General features: G+C 45.1%; 16 protein-coding genes. 1 reads left to right on the top strand and 15 read right to left on the bottom strand.

From position 1 onward, the window contains the following. Positions 1 to 196: 196 nt before the first annotated feature. From U1I11_RS10335 to U1I11_RS10320, 4 genes are all read right to left on the bottom strand, one after another. Positions 197 to 1,120: an NAD(P)/FAD-dependent oxidoreductase gene (locus U1I11_RS10335; RefSeq protein ID WP_322906017.1), complete on the bottom strand. Its 924-nt coding sequence runs from the start codon at positions 1,118 to 1,120 to the stop codon at positions 197 to 199. Positions 1,121 to 1,292: 172 nt separating this feature from the next. Then, complete coding sequence (locus U1I11_RS10330; RefSeq protein ID WP_322906016.1) at positions 1,293 to 1,703, bottom strand: RrF2 family transcriptional regulator; 411 nt, start codon at positions 1,701 to 1,703, stop codon at positions 1,293 to 1,295. A gap of 176 nt (positions 1,704 to 1,879) precedes the next feature. Further along, entirely contained in the window at positions 1,880 to 2,281 is a 402-nt protein-coding gene (locus tag U1I11_RS10325) for an NUDIX hydrolase (protein ID WP_322906015.1), read from the bottom strand. A gap of 89 nt (positions 2,282 to 2,370) precedes the next feature. Continuing rightward, on the bottom strand, positions 2,371 to 3,072 hold the full coding sequence (locus tag U1I11_RS10320; RefSeq protein WP_322906014.1) for a Crp/Fnr family transcriptional regulator: 702 nt from the start codon (positions 3,070 to 3,072) through the stop codon (positions 2,371 to 2,373). 212 nt (positions 3,073 to 3,284) lie between these two features. Between U1I11_RS10320 and U1I11_RS10315 the strand changes: the two genes are divergently transcribed. Beyond that, a complete protein-coding gene (locus U1I11_RS10315) occupies positions 3,285 to 3,860 on the top strand; it encodes a GNAT family N-acetyltransferase (protein ID WP_322906013.1) in 576 nt (191 codons plus the stop codon). Between the two features lie 96 nt (positions 3,861 to 3,956). Here U1I11_RS10315 and U1I11_RS10310 read toward each other — a convergent pair whose 3' ends face one another. From U1I11_RS10310 to U1I11_RS10260, 11 genes are all read right to left on the bottom strand, one after another. Next, entirely contained in the window at positions 3,957 to 4,385 is a 429-nt protein-coding gene (locus U1I11_RS10310; RefSeq protein ID WP_322906012.1) for a DMT family transporter, read from the bottom strand. Positions 4,386 to 4,775: 390 nt separating this feature from the next. Continuing rightward, positions 4,776 to 5,474, bottom strand: coding sequence for a protein kinase family protein (locus U1I11_RS10305; RefSeq protein ID WP_322906011.1), 699 nt, complete (start codon positions 5,472 to 5,474; stop codon positions 4,776 to 4,778). A 375-nt stretch (positions 5,475 to 5,849) separates the two neighbouring features. After that, on the bottom strand, positions 5,850 to 7,691 hold the full coding sequence (locus U1I11_RS10300) for a UbiD family decarboxylase (RefSeq protein ID WP_322906010.1): 1,842 nt from the start codon (positions 7,689 to 7,691) through the stop codon (positions 5,850 to 5,852). Positions 7,692 to 8,006: 315 nt separating this feature from the next. After that, the gene (locus U1I11_RS10295; protein ID WP_322906009.1) at positions 8,007 to 8,480 is read right to left on the bottom strand and encodes a DinB family protein; all 474 of its coding nucleotides are present in this window, start codon (positions 8,478 to 8,480) and stop codon (positions 8,007 to 8,009) included. A gap of 318 nt (positions 8,481 to 8,798) precedes the next feature. Further along, complete coding sequence (locus U1I11_RS10290) at positions 8,799 to 9,752, bottom strand: MBL fold metallo-hydrolase (protein ID WP_322906008.1); 954 nt, start codon at positions 9,750 to 9,752, stop codon at positions 8,799 to 8,801. Positions 9,753 to 9,957: 205 nt separating this feature from the next. Then, positions 9,958 to 10,680, bottom strand: a complete 723-nt coding sequence (locus U1I11_RS10285) for a YebC/PmpR family DNA-binding transcriptional regulator (RefSeq protein ID WP_322906007.1) — start codon at positions 10,678 to 10,680, stop codon at positions 9,958 to 9,960. 404 nt (positions 10,681 to 11,084) lie between these two features. Further along, on the bottom strand, positions 11,085 to 12,641 hold the full coding sequence (locus U1I11_RS10280) for an ABC-F family ATP-binding cassette domain-containing protein (RefSeq protein ID WP_322906006.1): 1,557 nt from the start codon (positions 12,639 to 12,641) through the stop codon (positions 11,085 to 11,087). Between the two features lie 252 nt (positions 12,642 to 12,893). Further along, the gene (locus U1I11_RS10275) at positions 12,894 to 13,313 is read right to left on the bottom strand and encodes a hypothetical protein (protein ID WP_322906005.1); all 420 of its coding nucleotides are present in this window, start codon (positions 13,311 to 13,313) and stop codon (positions 12,894 to 12,896) included. 253 nt (positions 13,314 to 13,566) lie between these two features. After that, positions 13,567 to 14,742, bottom strand: a complete 1,176-nt coding sequence (locus U1I11_RS10270) for a sugar ABC transporter permease (protein WP_322906003.1) — start codon at positions 14,740 to 14,742, stop codon at positions 13,567 to 13,569. An 11-nt stretch (positions 14,743 to 14,753) separates the two neighbouring features. Then, positions 14,754 to 16,274, bottom strand: coding sequence for a sugar ABC transporter ATP-binding protein (locus tag U1I11_RS10265; protein WP_322906002.1), 1,521 nt, complete (start codon positions 16,272 to 16,274; stop codon positions 14,754 to 14,756). Between the two features lie 126 nt (positions 16,275 to 16,400). Then, the gene (locus tag U1I11_RS10260) at positions 16,401 to 17,519 is read right to left on the bottom strand and encodes a sugar ABC transporter substrate-binding protein (RefSeq protein ID WP_322906001.1); all 1,119 of its coding nucleotides are present in this window, start codon (positions 17,517 to 17,519) and stop codon (positions 16,401 to 16,403) included. Between the last annotated feature and the right edge of the window lie 226 nt (positions 17,520 to 17,745).

Raw genomic sequence — 17,745 nt, 5'->3', positions numbered from 1 at the left:
CACCTGATTGTACTGACAGCACGATAACACAGTGCAATTCCATCATAGAACCCCTGTTCGTGTGTGTCAATATTGATTACGGATTTGCACAAACACGATATGCAGATCAATAAATATAGGTTAAAGCAGTCGTTAACAGGATCATTCCTGCCTATACGACTGCTTTAAATTTGGTGTATACCTTACCCGAACGATATTACTGCACTGCTGATTGACGGTTCCAGTCTTCCTCCATCAATGTACCGTGAATCATTGCCCCGCTCAAACTTCCTTCTGCAGCGGCTCTAATAAGCTGGGATGGGCCATTAAATGCCGAATCTCCAGCGCTATAAAGCCCTTCGACACTCGTCTGTCCCATCGCATCGACTTTAATATAACCTTGTTCATTCAGCTTATAGCCAAGTGTATCGTGAAAAGTAGCTTTCGGCAGAAATTGCGGCATCACAAAGCCACCGCTCCGCTCGATCACAACACCATCCGTTAGCACAATCCGTTGCAATTTCCCTTGCTCATGTTGTAGTTCAGCGATAGGTGTCATGATCACTCGAATTCCTTTTTCGTGTAGCTCAAGCTGTTGCGCCGGTTCAAGCACTGAAGTGCCATTGGTAAATACGATAATGTCCTGACTCCAAGTGTGTACCATTTTACTCAGGTGCATCATTCGACTTTCGGTTCCAATGACCGCCAGCGGCTGATCGCGTAACTCCCAGCCATCACAGAAAGGACAATTAAACAAACTTTTGCCATAACAATCTGTCACCCCTTGAATAGGAGGTAATACTTCCTTGATTCCTGCTGTTATGAGTAGTTTGCGTGTAACGAGTTGTTGTCCATCTTGTAGCTGAATGCAAAAATGTCCATCGTCCAGTCGCTGCGCCTGCTCAGCAAGCGCCACCCGATGCTCAACCGAAGGATAACGAAGCACTTCTTCATAGGCAATTTTGCGAAATTCGTCCGGTTTGATATGGTCGCGTGTTAAGTAGCCATGTGATTCATGTGTTACGCGATTTCGTGGTTGCCCATCATCGACGATAACTACATTACGCCGTGCACGTCCTAATACGAGTGCTGCATTCAACCCAGCCGGGCCGCCACCAATTATAACACAATCATAGATCATTTCTGTTCCTCCTCTAGCGCTAAGTAAGCTATATTATGCACTTTATATTAAACCCATTAAAGACTCTTAATATCCGTAATAAATGTACACGGTGTTCTTACTTAAACATGAATCTTACTCAAACCCGAATAATCGGTTCCAACTGACAACAGGAGTATACCGTCACTGCGAGTTAATGTTGCTCGTCAGTGACTGGCATACGTGCAACGAGATTAGCCAGCTTCTGTTGGCGTAAATAATGCTCCATCGTACGTTCAGCTTGCATCATCACTTGCTGTACGATACATTCAGGCCCATGATCGAGCGTACATTCAAATAGCGATGCCGTCCCTTCAATCGCATGAATCACATCCAAAAAGGACAACTGCTCCCAGTTACGCTTCAAACGATACCCACCATGCGCTCCAGGCGATGATTCCACCATGCCCGCCTTCGCTAACTTGGTCAAAATTTTGGACAGATACGTAGGTGATACCTTTTGAAACTCAGCCAGTTGCTGAACACCGATCAGACGATCCGGCGCAGCTACAGCCAAATGTAACATCGTATGGAGCGCATAATCGGTTGCTTTGGAAAACTTCATTCACTAACGCCACCTTTACGACGAGTATTACAGACTTTATAGGTCTATAATATAGCTGATATGAAATCATGTCAACCGATCGATTGCAACGATCTAACTATAGTTCGCTCAACAATCGATTGACACTTGGCATTGTCATTAGGATAAGGCGCCGTACAGCTCTGACAGCATCGCAATTAATCCAGCAACTCCTGCTGTTTTAAGTGCGCCAATACGAGCTGACTTGCTGCCGATACGCGATCCTGATCCGCATAACTTAGCCATGCCATCTCCTCAATCTCGCTATCCGGCTGTAGTATGCCTTCATAATCGGCGGTATAACACGTTAAACGAACGATCGTTCCTGCCGCCTTGCGATCTGCATTTGCTTCGAATGTCCCTGCATGCCGAATCGTTGCTTGCTGTAACGTGACGCCCAGTTCTTCCTGTACTTCACGAATCAATGTCTGTTGATCTTGCTCACCTGGTTCTCTTTTGCCACCTGGAATATAATACAGTTGTTTACCTTGCGAACGAACGCATAACAACTTGCGTTCACTTAGATAAATCCAAGCTATTTTATCGATAATTGTTGCCATCTAAAAAGCTCCCTTCGCTCGTTCCATCTCGTTTGTTCGTTCATTTCATCATGATCCGTTTCTAAGCTAGTTTCTAAAATTGTAACAGCTCAAAACGTAATCTCTCTAGCACCTGTCAGCTTCTCCAAACCTGCTCGATCTAAAATAACTAGCTTTCCTCGGCTCCGCTGCATCCATCCATCTTCACTAAACTGGCGGATGACCCGATTAAGATGACGATAACTCGTTCCGATCAGATTGGCGATATCGGTCAAACTGTAATCTGCCGGATCACCGGTCATCACTATATTGTCCTGCGCCGTAGTCACAGACAGTAGATAGCTTGCCAGTCGTACTTCTACCGGATACATCAGATTAAAGCTCATCGAATCGGATTTGACCCGAAATTTATACGTAATAATATGCAGTAAAAAACGCAAAAATGGGGCATGATCCTGCCCATATTGATATAGCCACTGATAGCGAATACCTAGCACTTCTACCGGTGTGACCGCTTCAACCGTATTCATCAATTCAACCTGCTCGACGTATTCGATATCTCCGATCATTTCGGGCGGTGTTTTAAACGATAACACAAGCGTTTTGCCTTCAGGTGAAGTGAGCGATGTTTTGGTCGTCCCTTTGACGAGTACATATAATATGTCCGAGCGCTCACCCTGCGCGCACAATACTTCACCTGGCTCAAATCGGTACAGCCCGAGTTGAGGTAGCAATGGCTCGTGAAATACATCTTCAATGTTATAATGCTGCAAATAAGCTTGCAGCCGCTTCCGATCCTGAATCTCCTGCATTATGACACCGCTCTCTATATTTAAAAATGACTACACTGTTCACTTGATTACGGCTCCACTATTAATCTAATCCGATCTGTTAGGCACACTACTCGCCTTATTATACCGAAACAACATCATGATAAGACTAGGACATATGTCCTTAAAAATACGATAATCAGTTGTCGGCAGATAGGTTATACACTAACATAGACATACAGGAGGTCGAATCGATGACACTTATACTGCACACATGGGATAGCTGGAATGAGCAAATTTGGCAGCAGCTCAAGCCCATTTACGAAGAAGCGTTTATTCACGGTGCCAAGCCAGAGCGGATTATTCGCCAAATGCTGGATCGGCAAATCGCTCATCTGCATGCAGGCTATGACGGAGATGAACTAATAGCGATGGCGCTGACTGGTTTTAGCGGCACATCTTCACAACCAACGATGATCATCGATTATATGGCGATTCGCCAAGATCGTCGTGGACACGGTGAAGGTAAAATCTTTTTTGAGTTGCTGCGCGATTGGGGCGTGACGCATCATCGCATTGATGCGATCATTATTGAAGCCGAAGCTGAAGATACACGCGACAATCGCGAGCGGATCGTCTTTTGGGAAAAATGCGGCTTTTTACTAACATCATATGTGCATCATTATATTTGGATTCCGGAAACGTATCGTGCGCTCGTCTTGCCGTTACAGCCGGATTTCCGTATTGACGATGACGGCGAGCACCTATTCGAGCAAATTACCGATTTCCACGAACGCTCGTTTCGCAAACAAAAAGGCAGCTTACAGTAAGGAAAAAGTAAGTACTCGTTCATAAAATACTGCTGCACAATGAGCAACACTTTGCGCTCGTTGTGCGGCTGTATTTTACACGGAAGCTTAACCGCATCAATAAAATCGTAACAACACAACGCCTGTAACCATTAGCGCAATCCCAAGCCATTGCGCACGCCCAACTTGCTGTTTGATCGTATCAAACCAGCCACGTGCATCGATCAGAAACGTCATGCATAGCTGGGCAATGAGTAGCGCTGCTACCGTCAATGTCGCACCAACATAGTGCATAGCAGTAATATTGCTAAATACGATAATCGCTGCAAACGCTCCACCAAACCAATATAGTCTCTTCACTTCGACCATTTGACGCCAACCACCACCGCCCCTGCACAACCAAATCGTGCCCGCGAGCACAAAGCCGCCCAGCTGATTAATCATCACCGCATGCCAGGTGCCGACAACGGTGCCTGTATGAGCATTCACAATGCCTTGCAAAGCGACAAAAAATCCCGCCAATATCGCAAACACTACACCACTCATTCTGTCCCCTCCATTTCAATCTTGTCCATTATACACATACAGCATAAACACATCACCAGGACATATGTCTTGGATGCGATTATTCGTTGCGGAAATATAAGCGAACAGGCAACAGATAAGCTGCTGTTACATATATGCTAATAGCGGGTGAGCAACCATGCTCTTAGTGCTCTTAGTGCTCTTAGTGCTCTTAGTGCTCTTAGTGCTCTTAGTGCTCTTAGTGCTCTTAGTGCTCTTAGTGCTCTTAGTGCTCTCAATTTTGGCTTTATATTACAATTGCGTCAAGACACGGAATCTAATCGTAAACGATATTAAAACAGCCCAAAAAGCCGACATATCCATGCCAGCTTCTTCCACAATATTCCGTTCGTTTAGCTGAAATCAAATAGCTTAAGCCTGTGGCACTTGGGGCGGAAGTTGTTTCGTTTTGCGCCGTCGTCTGCGGTAAATCTGGTAGCCTTTACGCACACCTTCCAGCAAAAATGGCGGTAATGGAAACAGTAGACGTGAAGCGATCGGATAATAAACACGGTCATACGCTTTTTTGAAATCTTCCCACATTCGGCAAGGCTCCTGCTTCAGAAAATCCGATACGTCGACGACAAGACCACGTCCTTGATAAAGCATAATGTTTTTGGCGTGCACATCATGCGGACGCAGACCGACCGAGCGCGCATAATGCATCGCTTGTTCGATATCTCGCACCGCCTGCTCGGGAATAAAAATGCCACGCTGAAAACAGTCATAAATCGTCGTGCCCATCAATTGCTTTAATACGAGAAATGAGTCTTCTGCATAATGACAGGTAGAATAAGAGGGATGATCCCCCAGCAGACGATACACCTCACATTCTGCTTCCAAACCCGGCTTGCCTGGCGCATACACTTTAACGGCATAACGAGGATACTCCGGATGCGTAAACACGGCAGCATAATTGCCTGCACCAAGCAGCAACCACGGTTGGGGATAAGCAAGCACTTGAATCGGCTCAAGCGGATCGGTGCTGTCCAACTGCAACTGCGGTATCAATTGCGTCGTAATTTGCGCTACGAATTGCTTTACATCGTTTATGCTGATCATTTGATTCATTTGCTTTTGATTCACCTTTCATAGCGAACATGGAATAAGTGGACGATCTCATCCTGTTCAACTTCTTTTGTTATTAACGTTTACTTTTCACAAATTATCATATGTACATTCGTTTTTTTCTTTATGTAGGAATATATCCCATATTATAAATGGTTTTGTATCGGAATGCTGCAATTATTATCGATAGCCGTAGCAAAAATAAATAGCTGCCGATTTGAGGGCAGCTATTTTAGTATGATGGATGATTTGTAGACAAGATAATACTTGCTAATACTTGCAATTTGATCGTATTCATTCAGCCATGCTCATCGATTGGAAACATCATGCGAGTGCTGATGTTAATAGCGGCTTATTTTCATACCCGATTACTGCTAATCAGCTCTGCTTAATACTACTCAAGCTGCCCCCTTTTGCAAATAACCGATCTACACGGCGTTCCACATCAGCATCGGGTACGAGTGGTGGCGCTTGATGCGGTTTAATCCGTGCATCGATAATCATATTGTCACAGCCCCAATGTTTAAACTCATAACTGCTGTTTGTGCCATACATATCATGAGATGGATTGCTGCGCGTAAACGTCACCCATAGAAAATTGCTTAGCGTTTGACTGACCATCGCGCTATCATCACACAGTATAAGAAGTGGCACACTATCCAGCCCCAACCCTTCACGTGCTTCAAGACTTGCACATACATCAGCCAGCTCCTGTCGTGCGGCAGCATAATCGGTAAAAGGACGACTTTGCACAGCCACTACACCCGGCATGACTAGATACGGTTCATGCAAAGTACGCAACCCTTTAAGCGCTTCCGGTACGTCACGGCATAGCTCACGTCGCTTATCGCCATACGCTGCCAAAATCACTTTACTACCTGTATTTAGCCCTGTACCAGAGTAGTCGAGCGTATCGATCGTCGTATTCGTCTGAAAATGAATATCCCGGCGTAAGTCCATCCGCTCCAAAATATGCCCGATAAACTCAGCTTCCTTATGCGTATTAAGCGGCTCACCGTCCTCGGCGGTAATGAACAAATATTTAGCTAGACTGACTTGCCCTGTACCCAAAATCCGATTCGCAATCGTTAAAATTTCAGCAGGTTGTTTTACTTTCTGATATGGCGTATATCGTTCGCTGCCGATCGCAAATAGCAGCGGATGTACGCCTGCCGCATCGACGGCATGCACTTCTTTGACACCCGGAATTTCCTGTTTGACCGCATCGCCGGTTAGCTCGTGAATCAATTCACCAAACACGGTATCTTCCTGTGGCGGACGTCCGACAACCGTAAACGGCCAAATCGCCCGTGGACGTGCATACACACCATGTACTTTAAGCACTGGAAACGGATGCGCCAGACTATAGTAGCCCAGATGATCGCCAAATGGCCCTTCCGGCTTCGTCTCGTCGGCAAAAATCTCGCCTGTAATGACAAAATCCGCATCATTACTTATCGCATGACCGTCTAAATAGCTATAACTAAACCGTTTACCTGCTAGCAATCCAGCAAAGGTCATTTCACTTAATCCTTCCGGTAGCGGCATAACTGCTGCCAACGTATGCGCAGGTGGCCCGCCAACAAAAATACTCACTTTTAACGGTTTGCCGTCACGATTCGCTTTCGATTGATGCACACCGATGCCACGGTGAATCTGATAATGCAGACCGATTTCACGGTTCAGCTCATAATCATTACCCGTTAGCTGAATTCGATACATGCCCAGATTCGCATTCATAATGCCTGGCTTATCTGGGTCTTCACTATATACGAGCGGCAGCGTAACAAATGCACCGCCATCCATCGGCCAATGCTTGATCAGCGGCAGCTCGGAAATTTGAATCTGTTCTGCTGCTACGGGCAAACTGTTAGCACGTTTACTCGGTAGTGCTTTGTATGCAGCCAGCCCATTTTTGACATGATCAAATGGACGCTTTAGCGCCTGCATCGGATCATTGCGCAGCGCGATAATGTTACGGGTCGACTCCCACGTGTGACGGAAAATAAAGCGACTCCGATCCATCGTACCAAAAATATTGGAAGCCGCGCGAAACCGCGTTCCTTTTACATTTTCAAACAATAATGCCGGGCCCCCGGCTTCATATACACGCAAATGTATCGCAGCCATTTCCAGCTGAGGATCAACTTCTTCCTTGACACGGATTAGATGACCATTTCGTTCCAGATCGAGCAGGCAGTCTTCCAGGCTATTGTACATATCATTTCTCCATTTCATGATGCGACAGATATGAGGGAAAGCCCCCTATGCCCCTTATTATAATCGCAATTTGAAATGGATACAAAAGCGATGCTCGGTACAATTTTGACAATTGTGTAACAGTGCCGCCATACAACATACGATAGCAAGCGAAGAAACATATCAAAATATCCCCTCCCATATAGTCGATCAGCTTATGTATAAGCTTGATCCACTGTACACGGCAGGGGATATAATTCTACACAATTATAAATAGGCTACTTCAATAAAGTCCATTGCGGTCAGTCGATCAATATACGATCACGTTCATCATTCTCAAACGGTTGCGCGTTTCAGCAAACGGGTCATCGCATTAATCATGCCCGCATGGGAAGCTTCATGGGACAGATTCAGTTCGAACAGATCATGTACCGTTTTGGCACCAGCAAAATTATCCGCGACCGCAACCGGATCGTTCAGTTTACCTGCGAATGCGGTACGCAGTTCATCGATTTGTGAATTGAACACACTCAGCACGTCTTCCCATGCCGGCGGTTCGCCATGCCAATCGGCTGGACGCGTATTAGGCGCGAAAAATGTAGCATACGTTTGTGGCAGCTTGCGCGTATGTCCGGACAAACCGTAAACAATGCTATCTGCGACCATCACGATATGTCCGAATTGCCAGTAAATATTGTTGTTAAAATCTTCCGGAATTACGGTTAACTGTTCTGCCGGGATACGATCGAGATGTTTCAGCATATTTTGGCGATTTCTTGCCAGCCAATCAAAAATAAATGTGTTGGACATGTTTTATTCCTCCTGTATATTAGGCTTTATCGTCTTAGCATGATCCTTGAACATCTTAACCCGATCCAACCGCTGCTGTCCAATTATGCATATGCATACACGAATAAGGCAGCTTACCTTGCTCGAATTATCGATAACAGGGGATTGCCCTATTGCCTTGACCGAGATGAATTGGAGTGTTTGGCGCTTTCGTTATCAGAAGCAACATATTAGTAAGCTGCATGTATGAAATTGTAGGTCAGTATCTCATACTTCCTGTGCAATATCGACCTAATATCTAACACATATATAAGCACATTTTAAATGAATACGATATCTTTACGTCCGCTGAAAATACACTTTCCCTTCCTGTTCCATCGTTTCTACAAAACCTTCATCTTGCAAATAAATCAGTCTTGCCAATGCCGTATAAAATTCCAGCAACTCCTGCGTTACTGGACGATCATTGCCATAAATGTCCGCGCACAGTTGACCTGCGGTTCTCCGTCTATCGACAAGCTGACCGAGAATTTGCTGCATTCGAAAATGATGACCATTGCGAATATCACGCGCACGCTGGCTCAGATCATGAATAACATGACCATGACCCGGTAGCACTAATTCGGCTGGATACGATTTGATCAGATCAAGTGAACGGAAATAGTCGCTTAGCGGATTGCCGTCTTCTTCCATCCAAAACGGAACGACCGGTGCGGTATCAGCAAACATCATATCCGCCGCCATTAATAAACGTGAAGGCTCATGCCAGAAACAATAATGATCCGGCGCATGACCAGGTGTCCATAATGCCTTATATTGTTCATCACCGAGCACAATGCGCTCATGGTTGCGATACACGCCATCCGGCTCTAATCGAATACTGCCCATGAAACGATAAAATTGCCGTTCTGACAGCTCCGGCCCATCGTATTTACGATTAAATGCATACGGTGCATGCGCATCGGTAAGCTCCTGCTCCGCATACGCTTCATATCGATTCATTAATGCTACACTATGTTGAGAACAGATGACTGGAATGCCAAGCTCCTGCTGAAACCAGAGTGCTAGCCCGATATGATCCGGATGAATATGCGTAATGACCACTTTCTCAATCTTCAATCCGCCTTCCAACAGCTGGCTCCATTCGCGTTTAGTCGGCTCATCATTCGCTCCGGTGTCCATAACCGTATACCCGCGTTGCCCTTCAAACAGATAACTGTTCACCGTGCCGTCTCCATAAGGTAATGCCAGGCGAAATACATGCTCTGCAAGTCTAACGAGTCGTTTAACCATGATATCTCCTTTGAAGATAGATTATCACTGCAACCATCATGTACTATTTTAATACAGTTCATCGTATACGACTATAGCGGATGCGAGAACTCGTTTCGTTGGCAATGCTGGCAACACAAAAAGCACTATGCCTTTTCACTCTAATGAATACGGCACAGTGCTTTCAGCTTTATGCAATTTGATACAGGAGCTGTATTAAACTAAATCACTCGGCAAACTCCACATTATGATACACCTGTTGTACATCTTCCAAATCTTCCAGCGCATCGATCAGTTTCTCAAATTGAGCTTCTGCATCGGCATCTGGCAGCGTAATATACGTTTGTGGCAACATCGTCAGCTCGGCAACCGTAAATTCTTCGATCCCTGCTTGCTTGAACGCTTCCTGTAACGCATGGAATTGATCCGGCTCTGCATACACGATCACCGATTCGTCTTCTTGCACGATATCGCGTGCATCCACATCCGCGTCCATCAAAATTTCCAGCACTTCTTCTTCGCTTTTACCGCTCACACCGATCACGGCTGTTGAATCAAACATGTACGCTACCGAACCGGCTACGCCCATATTGCCGCCATTTTTGTTAAATGCAGAGCGCACTTCAGGTGCGGTACGGTTCACATTGTTAGTGAGCGCGTCAACGATGATCATCGAACCATTTGGTCCGAAGCCTTCATAACGAAGTTCGAAATACTGCTCATCTCCGCTACCTTTCGCTTTATCCAGCGCACGATCGATAATCGCTTTTGGTACATTATATGTTTTCGCACGCTCAAGTACGACTTTCAGAGCACTGTTGGAAACAGGATCAGGTTCGCCCTTTTTCGCAGCTACATAAATTTCCACGCCAAATTTGGCATAAATTCGGCTTGTGTTAGCGTCTTTATTCGCTTTTTTTTCCTTAATATTGTTCCACTTACGGCCCATACGATCCGCTCTCTTTCTACTTGTGAATTTATACGCTATTTATTATAACGCGATTTGAATCGTAAGCAAAATATTTTGCGAATTTTGAACGATAAAACGCAAAACAAAATCCTGTTCAAGTCATCGCTCAAACAGGATTTCGTCCACACTTACTACTACGCAGACCAAGTTAAATGTTAATTTTGATGGTGTACTGAAAGCCTGATCAAAACGATCTTAAAACAGATTAATTTAATTTTTGAAGATGGCTTAAGCTCTTATAGATAAGGATATCAGCGCACAATCAAAGTTTGAATTTAACTTGGTCTGTGTACTACTTAAATCAAGTTAAATTTTATGTTTGGTTGTGCGCCACTGTTACGATAAGCGCAAAGCTTGTACTAGGCAACACCACACCAAATCATTTAAAATACCTTCGTCGTCCACGATTCACAGTTCCACGTCTCTGTCACGATATCACGGTAAAATTCCGGTTCATGTGAGATCATTAGAATAGTGCCTTTGTACGCTTGCAATGCACGTTTCAGCTCGTCTTTGGCATCGACGTCCAAATGGTTGGTCGGCTCATCGAGTACGAGTATATTAGTTTCACGGTTGATCAGTTTGCACAGACGTACTTTTGCTTTTTCACCACCGCTTAACACGGCGATTTTGCTTTCGATATGTTTGGTCGTCAGACCGCATTTGGCAAGTGCTGCACGTACTTCAAACTGGGAATAAGACGGGAACTCATTCCAAATTTCTTCGATACAGGAATTGTAGTTGTCCGATTTGCTCTCTTGTTCAAAGTAACCGATGAGCTGATGCTCACCGCGCTCCACCGTACCGGAGATTGCCGGAATTTCGCCCAAAATGCTGCGCAGTAGTGTCGTTTTACCGATCCCGTTCGCACCGACTAGCGCAATCTTCTGTCCACGTTCCATCCGCAGATCAAGCGGACGGGACAAAGGTTCATTGTACCCGATCACCAGGTCTTTCGTTTCAAAAATCAATTTGCCAGCTGTACGTCCGACTTTAAAGTTAAACTGCGGCTTTGGACGCTCCTGTGCCAGCTCGATCACTTCCATCTTGTCGAGCTTTTTCTGACGCGACATCGCCATATTACGTGTCGCTACGCTTGCTTTGTTGCGTGCCACAAAGTCTTTGAGTTGCGAAATTTCTTGCTGCTGGCGCTTAAAGGCAGACTCTAGCTGCTGCTTTTTCATTTCATACACTTCTTGGAAATAATCATAGTCACCAACATAACGGTTCAATTCCTGATTTTCCATATGGTAAATGATGTTGATGACGCTGTTCAGGAACGGAATATCGTGTGAAATGAGGATAAATGCATTTTCGTATTCCTGCAAATACCGCGTAAGCCATGTAATATGCACTTCATCCAAATAGTTAGTCGGCTCATCGAGCAGCAAAATATCCGGTTTTTCCAGCAACAATTTCGTCAGCAATACTTTCGTACGCTGTCCGCCGGACAGATCGTTTACGTCTTTGTCGAGACCGATGTCGGTCAAGCCGAGACCGCGCGCTGTTTCGTCGATTTTGGCATCGATTAGGTAAAAGTCCTGGTTGGTCAGCGTATCTTGAATCGTACCGACCTGCTCTAGCAGTTCTTCCAATTCTTCAGGCGTTACATCGCCCATTTTGCCGTACATATCGTTCATTTCTTGTTCCAGATCGAGCAGGTATTGGAATGCGCTTTTTAGCACATCGCGAATGGTCATGCCTTTTTCCAGTACGGCATGCTGATCGAGATAGCCGACACGCATCCGTTTCGACCATTCGACTTTTCCTTCGTCCGGCTGCAACTTGCCGGTAATGATGTTCATAAACGTCGATTTACCTTCACCATTGGCACCAATCAGTCCGATATGCTCACCTTTCAGCAAACGGAACGATACATCTTTAAAAATAGCCCGGTCACCAAAACCGTGGCTTAACTTTTCTACGTTTAATATACTCATGCATTACACCTTTTCTGTTAGACTTGAGCCTGTGCGGATTGCGGATCAATAGTGCCTGGCTCATCTTGTCCTATTATAGAGATATATGAGGTACAACTCAATGGAAAGTTGTGCGCTTGGGCAGTATTTTGACAGTAATATGAATGCTATTCCTAATTTTCCGCTGGTAGCTATGTACATTGGTCGTATGACATAATCAAAAGGAATCGGATTAGCTCATAATCTTTACCGTTCCAATCGCGAATCGATCGCTCACATGTCCAAATAAATTTCGTAAAAGTCTAGCCGTTCTTTGGCAAAACAGATCGCAATCTGTCCTTCCGGCACCTTTTTGCCGGTAAATCCACCAAGACAAAGACCAAGCTCCGCAAACAGCACATAAGTACCTTTGCTATTATAGACAGCTTGATACGTTTGCTCCAATTGCTGCACCGGATGTGGATCGGCGAAAATATCGATATTGCCCACCTGAAGCTGCCCGCCTTTAACGATAATGATGTCCGCCAGCTTTTTGTCTACATATGTACAGGTAATATTAGCTCGTATTTCCCTGATTTCTTGCATGATTTTGTCGTTTTCAACATTTTCCGGTTTGCCGACAGCTTTGGCGATTTGGGTTTGTTTACTGCCGAATTGGTAATCATCTACGCTTTCATAAGGGATGAGTTTCATCGAATTTAGTCACTCCTTTAACTTTGAATATTAGGTTAAAATAATAGTTGAAATAGTAAAAGTCTCCTGTATGTTATCATACAGGAGACTTGGATGCAGATAAAGCATTTGCCAGTTATACGATTAGACCATGTTATCTCATTTTAATTCGCGGTATGCCGATCTCTGAATAGCTTCAAATAGCTTCATAATGAGCGCATGTAGATACGTGCAAACACCTCGTTTTGCATAGAGATAACGAACTAGCCAACGATTAGCCTCTTTTCTTACGTGTCATGACGTCGAAGATAACCGCAAGGGCGAGTACTGCGCCGCGAATCATATATTGATATGAAATGCCCACGCCGAGCAAGTTCATACCGCTGGACAACGATGCCATAACGACCGCACCGATGATGGAACCGGTAATTTTACCAACACCGCCGGCTGCGGATACACCACCTACATAAGCGGCAGCGATCGCATCCAGCTCGAACAGTGTACCTGCGGTCGTTGTTGCCGATTGCAGACGAGCCGTGTACAAAATACCGGACAATGCAGACAGCATACCCATCGAGCCGAACACGATATACGTAATCTTTTTCACGTTAATCCCGCTCAAATGTGCTGCTTCCGGGTTACTGCCGACCGCATAAATATGGCGACCTAGCACCGTGCGTGTTGTCAGGAAGTGGTAAATAACGACAACGATTAATGTGATCACAACCGTCCAGGAGAAACCGTTGTAACCAGCCAAAATCCATGTGATATAAGCGATAATCACTGACACAAATACGAGTTTAACGGCAAAGATCGGCATCGATACTACTTCAAATTTGTATTTCAGCTTCTGATTGCGTTTGCTGAATTCGGAGTAAATGAAGAACAAGATGATACAAGCGCCGATAATAAGCGACAGCAGGTTCAGTCCGCCTACTGTAGCCAGTGCTGGCAAATAATCGTTACCGAGCGCATTAAATGTTTTGTCTTTGACGATAATTGTACCTGTATTTTCGGTCACTTGCAGCAAAGCGCCACGGAAAATGAGCATCGCCGCAAGCGAGGAAACGAATGAAGGAATGCCGACGGAAGCGACCAATACACCGTTGAACATACCGATGACGATACCGAGCACAAGAATGATCGGAATGGTCAAGTAAACGGGTACACCAAGCTGGGACAGCATAATGGCGGCAATCGCGCCCATAAAACCAGCGGCAAAGCCGACCGATAAGTCGATATGTCGAATGACGATAACGAGTGTCATGCCGACCGCAAGTACAGCGATATAGCCGGTCGCATCCAGCAGATTACTAATGTTACGCGACGACATAAACAAACCGTCCGTCAGAATGGAAAAGGTAAGCATAATAACGAATAACGCAATGTACATCCCGTAATCGCGGATATTCACTTTGAGCAATGATCTGGCTTCAGTCAAGAAGTTCACGGCTAATCCCCCTATTGAGTTGCAAATTTCATAATTTTTTCTTGATCGGCTTCTTCGATCGGCAGTTCGCCTTTAATTTTGCCTTCTGCCATGACATAGATGCGGTCGCTCATGCCGAGCACCTCACCCAGCTCGGAGGAGATCATAATAATACTCATGCCTTCGCTGATCAGTTTGTTCATAATCGTATAAATTTCAAACTTGGCGCCTACATCGATCCCCCGTGTCGGCTCGTCCAGAATGAGCAGCTTCGGTCCAACGAATAGCCATTTGCCAAGCGATACTTTTTGCTGATTGCCGCCACTCAGATTGCCGACCACCTGCTCAATGGAAGATGCTTTAATGTACATAGAGCTTTTATAGCCGGTAGCGACCTGAACCTCCTCGTTCTCATTGATCAGCCCACCGGAGGATATGCCTTTCAAGTTCGCTGCGGTTACGTTGTTTTTAATATCTTGAATGAGGAACAATCCATCCCCTTTGCGATCCTCAGTCACATATGCGATACCAGAACGAATCGCATCGCTTGTATGGCGGAACGTTTTCGGTTTGCCATCGACAAGCAGTTCGCCTTCCAGCTTGTAGTTTTTCGGATTACCAAAAATGCTCAATGCCAGCTCCGTACGTCCCGAACCCATCAGTCCGGCGATGCCGACGATCTCGCCTTTTCTCACTTGCAAATTAACATTTTTGGCGACATGGCGACCCAATTGCGGATCGTAGGCGCTCCAGTTTTTCACTTCGAGAATCGGGCCACCGAACTTTTTATCTGGACGTTTTGGATAGATATCTTCGATGTCGCGACCGACCATGTTTTTGATGATCGTCGCTTCAGACAGTTCACCTTTAGCTGCATCGAGCGTACAGATCGTTTTGCCATCGCGCAGTACGGTTGCTTTGTCTGCAATCGAGATGACTTCTTTGAGTTTATGCGAGATCATAATGCAGGTGATGCCTTGCTCTTTCAGATCGCGTAGTAGTTCGAGCAAATTTTCGCTGTCATTTTCATTCAATGCAGCGGTCGGTTCGTCCAAAATAAGCAATTTTACGTTTTTGCTGAGCGCTTTGGCGATTTCTACAAGTTGCTGCTTGCCGACACCAAGATCGCGAATAAGCGTTTCGGGATTGACATTGAGTTTTACCTTTTGCAGCATTTTGCGGGCTTCGATAATCGTTTCGTTCCAGTCGATCATGCCGCCTTTTTTTACTTCATTACCGGCAAAAATATTTTCGTATACGCTCAAGTCAGGGAATAACGCCAGCTCCTGATAAATGATGGCGATGCCTGTTTTGACGCTATCGCTAATTTTGTTAAAACTTTGCACATTGCCTTCAAAAATAATATCGCCTTCATACGTTCCATACGGGTACACCCCGCTCAGTACTTTCATCAATGTTGATTTACCAGCGCCATTTTCACCGATCAGGCAATGAATTTCGCCTTTAGCCACTTTAAAATTTACGTCCGATAATGCTTTTACACCTGTAAAATTTTTGGAAATGCCGCGCATTTCCAGAATATTGCCGTCCATGGAATGCTCCTCCCTTGCCGGGCTGCTTTATGCAAACTACATACCGGATACCCGTAGCCAAATGAATTGCAAAACAGGAACAGCCTCCCGTCCCTGTTTTGCCGTGTAGCTATAACGCTGCTGCGCTTACAGTCCGGTGAAATCGGAAGCTTTGTAGTAACCGGAATCGATCAGCTCTTTTTTCACATTGTCTTTGTCGACAACGATGACGTTCGTTTGTTTTGCTTTTACGTCGACGGTGCCGTTGTTGTAAGAACCTGTTGTTTCAGGTGTTTTGCCGTCGAGTACGTCAACAGCCATGCCCATTGCATCTTTAACGAGTGTACGCACATCTTTGAATACGGTCATCGATTGTTTGCCATCAATAATGTATTGGATAGATGCTTGCTCTGCATCTTGACCAGTGATTACATAGCTTTTGATTGCAGAATCTGAACCGAATACGTCAGCGATCGAACGAGCGGTACCATCATTTGGCGCCAAAATCGCAACATCACCTTTCATATCAGCTGGAGCGGCAGTCAAGTGAGTTTGTGCTTTGTTTTTCGCTTCGTTTGGGTCCCAGTTCGTTGTAACTTGACCGATAATGGCGCCCAGTTGGTCACGAGTCAGTTCTTTTGTACCTTTCAGTGCATCAGCTTGTGTAGAGTTGGCAATTTTGAATGTGCCGTCAGCAATTTTTGGTTGCAGCACTTCCCATGCACCTTGGAAGAACAAGAATGCGTTGTTATCCGATGAAGCACCAGCGTACAGGTACAATGGCTCACCTTTGCCTTTAGCGTGATCAACGAGATATTTCGCTTGTGCAGCACCTACCGCAAGGCTATCAAATGTTACATAGTAGTCGACTGCATTGGTGTTGGTAATCAGACGGTCATACGAGATAACAGTAATGCCTTCTTTTTTCGCGGATTCTACAGCCGCTGCTGCTGCTGCACCGTCTTGTGGGCAGATGATCAGCACTTTGATTCCTTTATTGATCAGTGTTTCCACGTTTTCTTTTTCTTTAGCAGAAGAACCTTGGCTGAACAAAACTTCAGTGGAATACTTCGCTCCGGAAAGTGCCTCTTTGAAGCGTTGCTCATCTTGTACCCATCTTGTTTCATCTTTTGTAGGCAATACGACACCTATGCTTACTGCACCGTTTGCACTATTGCCTCCGCTTCCGTTATTACATGCGGACATGATGATCGAGAACATCATAATAACGATTAGCAGCGAAATACCTTTAATATGTTTTTTCAATGGTATGAACCCCTCTCAATGCTTGTCTGTTTGCTACAAATTCATCATAGCATCGACAGCAGCTGATGTAAGCGCTTAAATATAGCATTCTTTTGTTACGTTCTGGAAATTTTTATCCTTTGAGTGGATAGAGTAAAATGTTGCTGGTAGTTTGAGAAGAACGTATGTATGCAAACTCTAGCAATGAAAGAAGCCGCATACATAGCCGAAACTAACGCAAAACAAT

The sequence above is a fragment of the Paenibacillus campi genome (assembly GCF_034659835.1).
Classification (GTDB): domain Bacteria; phylum Bacillota; class Bacilli; order Paenibacillales; family Paenibacillaceae; genus Saccharibacillus; species Saccharibacillus campi.
The sequence above is the reverse complement of the archived record's forward strand: the minus strand, read 5'-3'. Positions and strand labels throughout refer to the sequence as shown.

What these genes read in the sequence shown, in the direction of transcription:
- U1I11_RS10335 (WP_322906017.1), bottom strand. Translation starts at nt 1,120, where the DNA reads ATGATCTATGATTGTGTTATAATTGGTGGCGGCCCGGCTGGGTTGAAT.
- U1I11_RS10330 (WP_322906016.1), bottom strand. Translation starts at nt 1,703, where the DNA reads ATGAAGTTTTCCAAAGCAACCGATTATGCGCTCCATACGATGTTACAT.
- U1I11_RS10325 (WP_322906015.1), bottom strand. Translation starts at nt 2,281, where the DNA reads ATGGCAACAATTATCGATAAAATAGCTTGGATTTATCTAAGTGAACGC.
- U1I11_RS10320 (WP_322906014.1), bottom strand. Translation starts at nt 3,072, where the DNA reads ATGCAGGAGATTCAGGATCGGAAGCGGCTGCAAGCTTATTTGCAGCAT.
- U1I11_RS10315 (WP_322906013.1), top strand. Translation starts at nt 3,285, where the DNA reads ATGACACTTATACTGCACACATGGGATAGCTGGAATGAGCAAATTTGG.
- U1I11_RS10310 (WP_322906012.1), bottom strand. Translation starts at nt 4,385, where the DNA reads ATGAGTGGTGTAGTGTTTGCGATATTGGCGGGATTTTTTGTCGCTTTG.
- U1I11_RS10305 (WP_322906011.1), bottom strand. Translation starts at nt 5,474, where the DNA reads ATGAATCAAATGATCAGCATAAACGATGTAAAGCAATTCGTAGCGCAA.
- U1I11_RS10300 (WP_322906010.1), bottom strand. Translation starts at nt 7,691, where the DNA reads ATGTACAATAGCCTGGAAGACTGCCTGCTCGATCTGGAACGAAATGGT.
- U1I11_RS10295 (WP_322906009.1), bottom strand. Translation starts at nt 8,480, where the DNA reads ATGTCCAACACATTTATTTTTGATTGGCTGGCAAGAAATCGCCAAAAT.
- U1I11_RS10290 (WP_322906008.1), bottom strand. Translation starts at nt 9,752, where the DNA reads ATGGTTAAACGACTCGTTAGACTTGCAGAGCATGTATTTCGCCTGGCA.
- U1I11_RS10285 (WP_322906007.1), bottom strand. Translation starts at nt 10,680, where the DNA reads ATGGGCCGTAAGTGGAACAATATTAAGGAAAAAAAAGCGAATAAAGAC.
- U1I11_RS10280 (WP_322906006.1), bottom strand. Translation starts at nt 12,641, where the DNA reads ATGAGTATATTAAACGTAGAAAAGTTAAGCCACGGTTTTGGTGACCGG.
- U1I11_RS10275 (WP_322906005.1), bottom strand. Translation starts at nt 13,313, where the DNA reads ATGAAACTCATCCCTTATGAAAGCGTAGATGATTACCAATTCGGCAGT.
- U1I11_RS10265 (WP_322906002.1), bottom strand. Translation starts at nt 16,274, where the DNA reads ATGGACGGCAATATTCTGGAAATGCGCGGCATTTCCAAAAATTTTACA.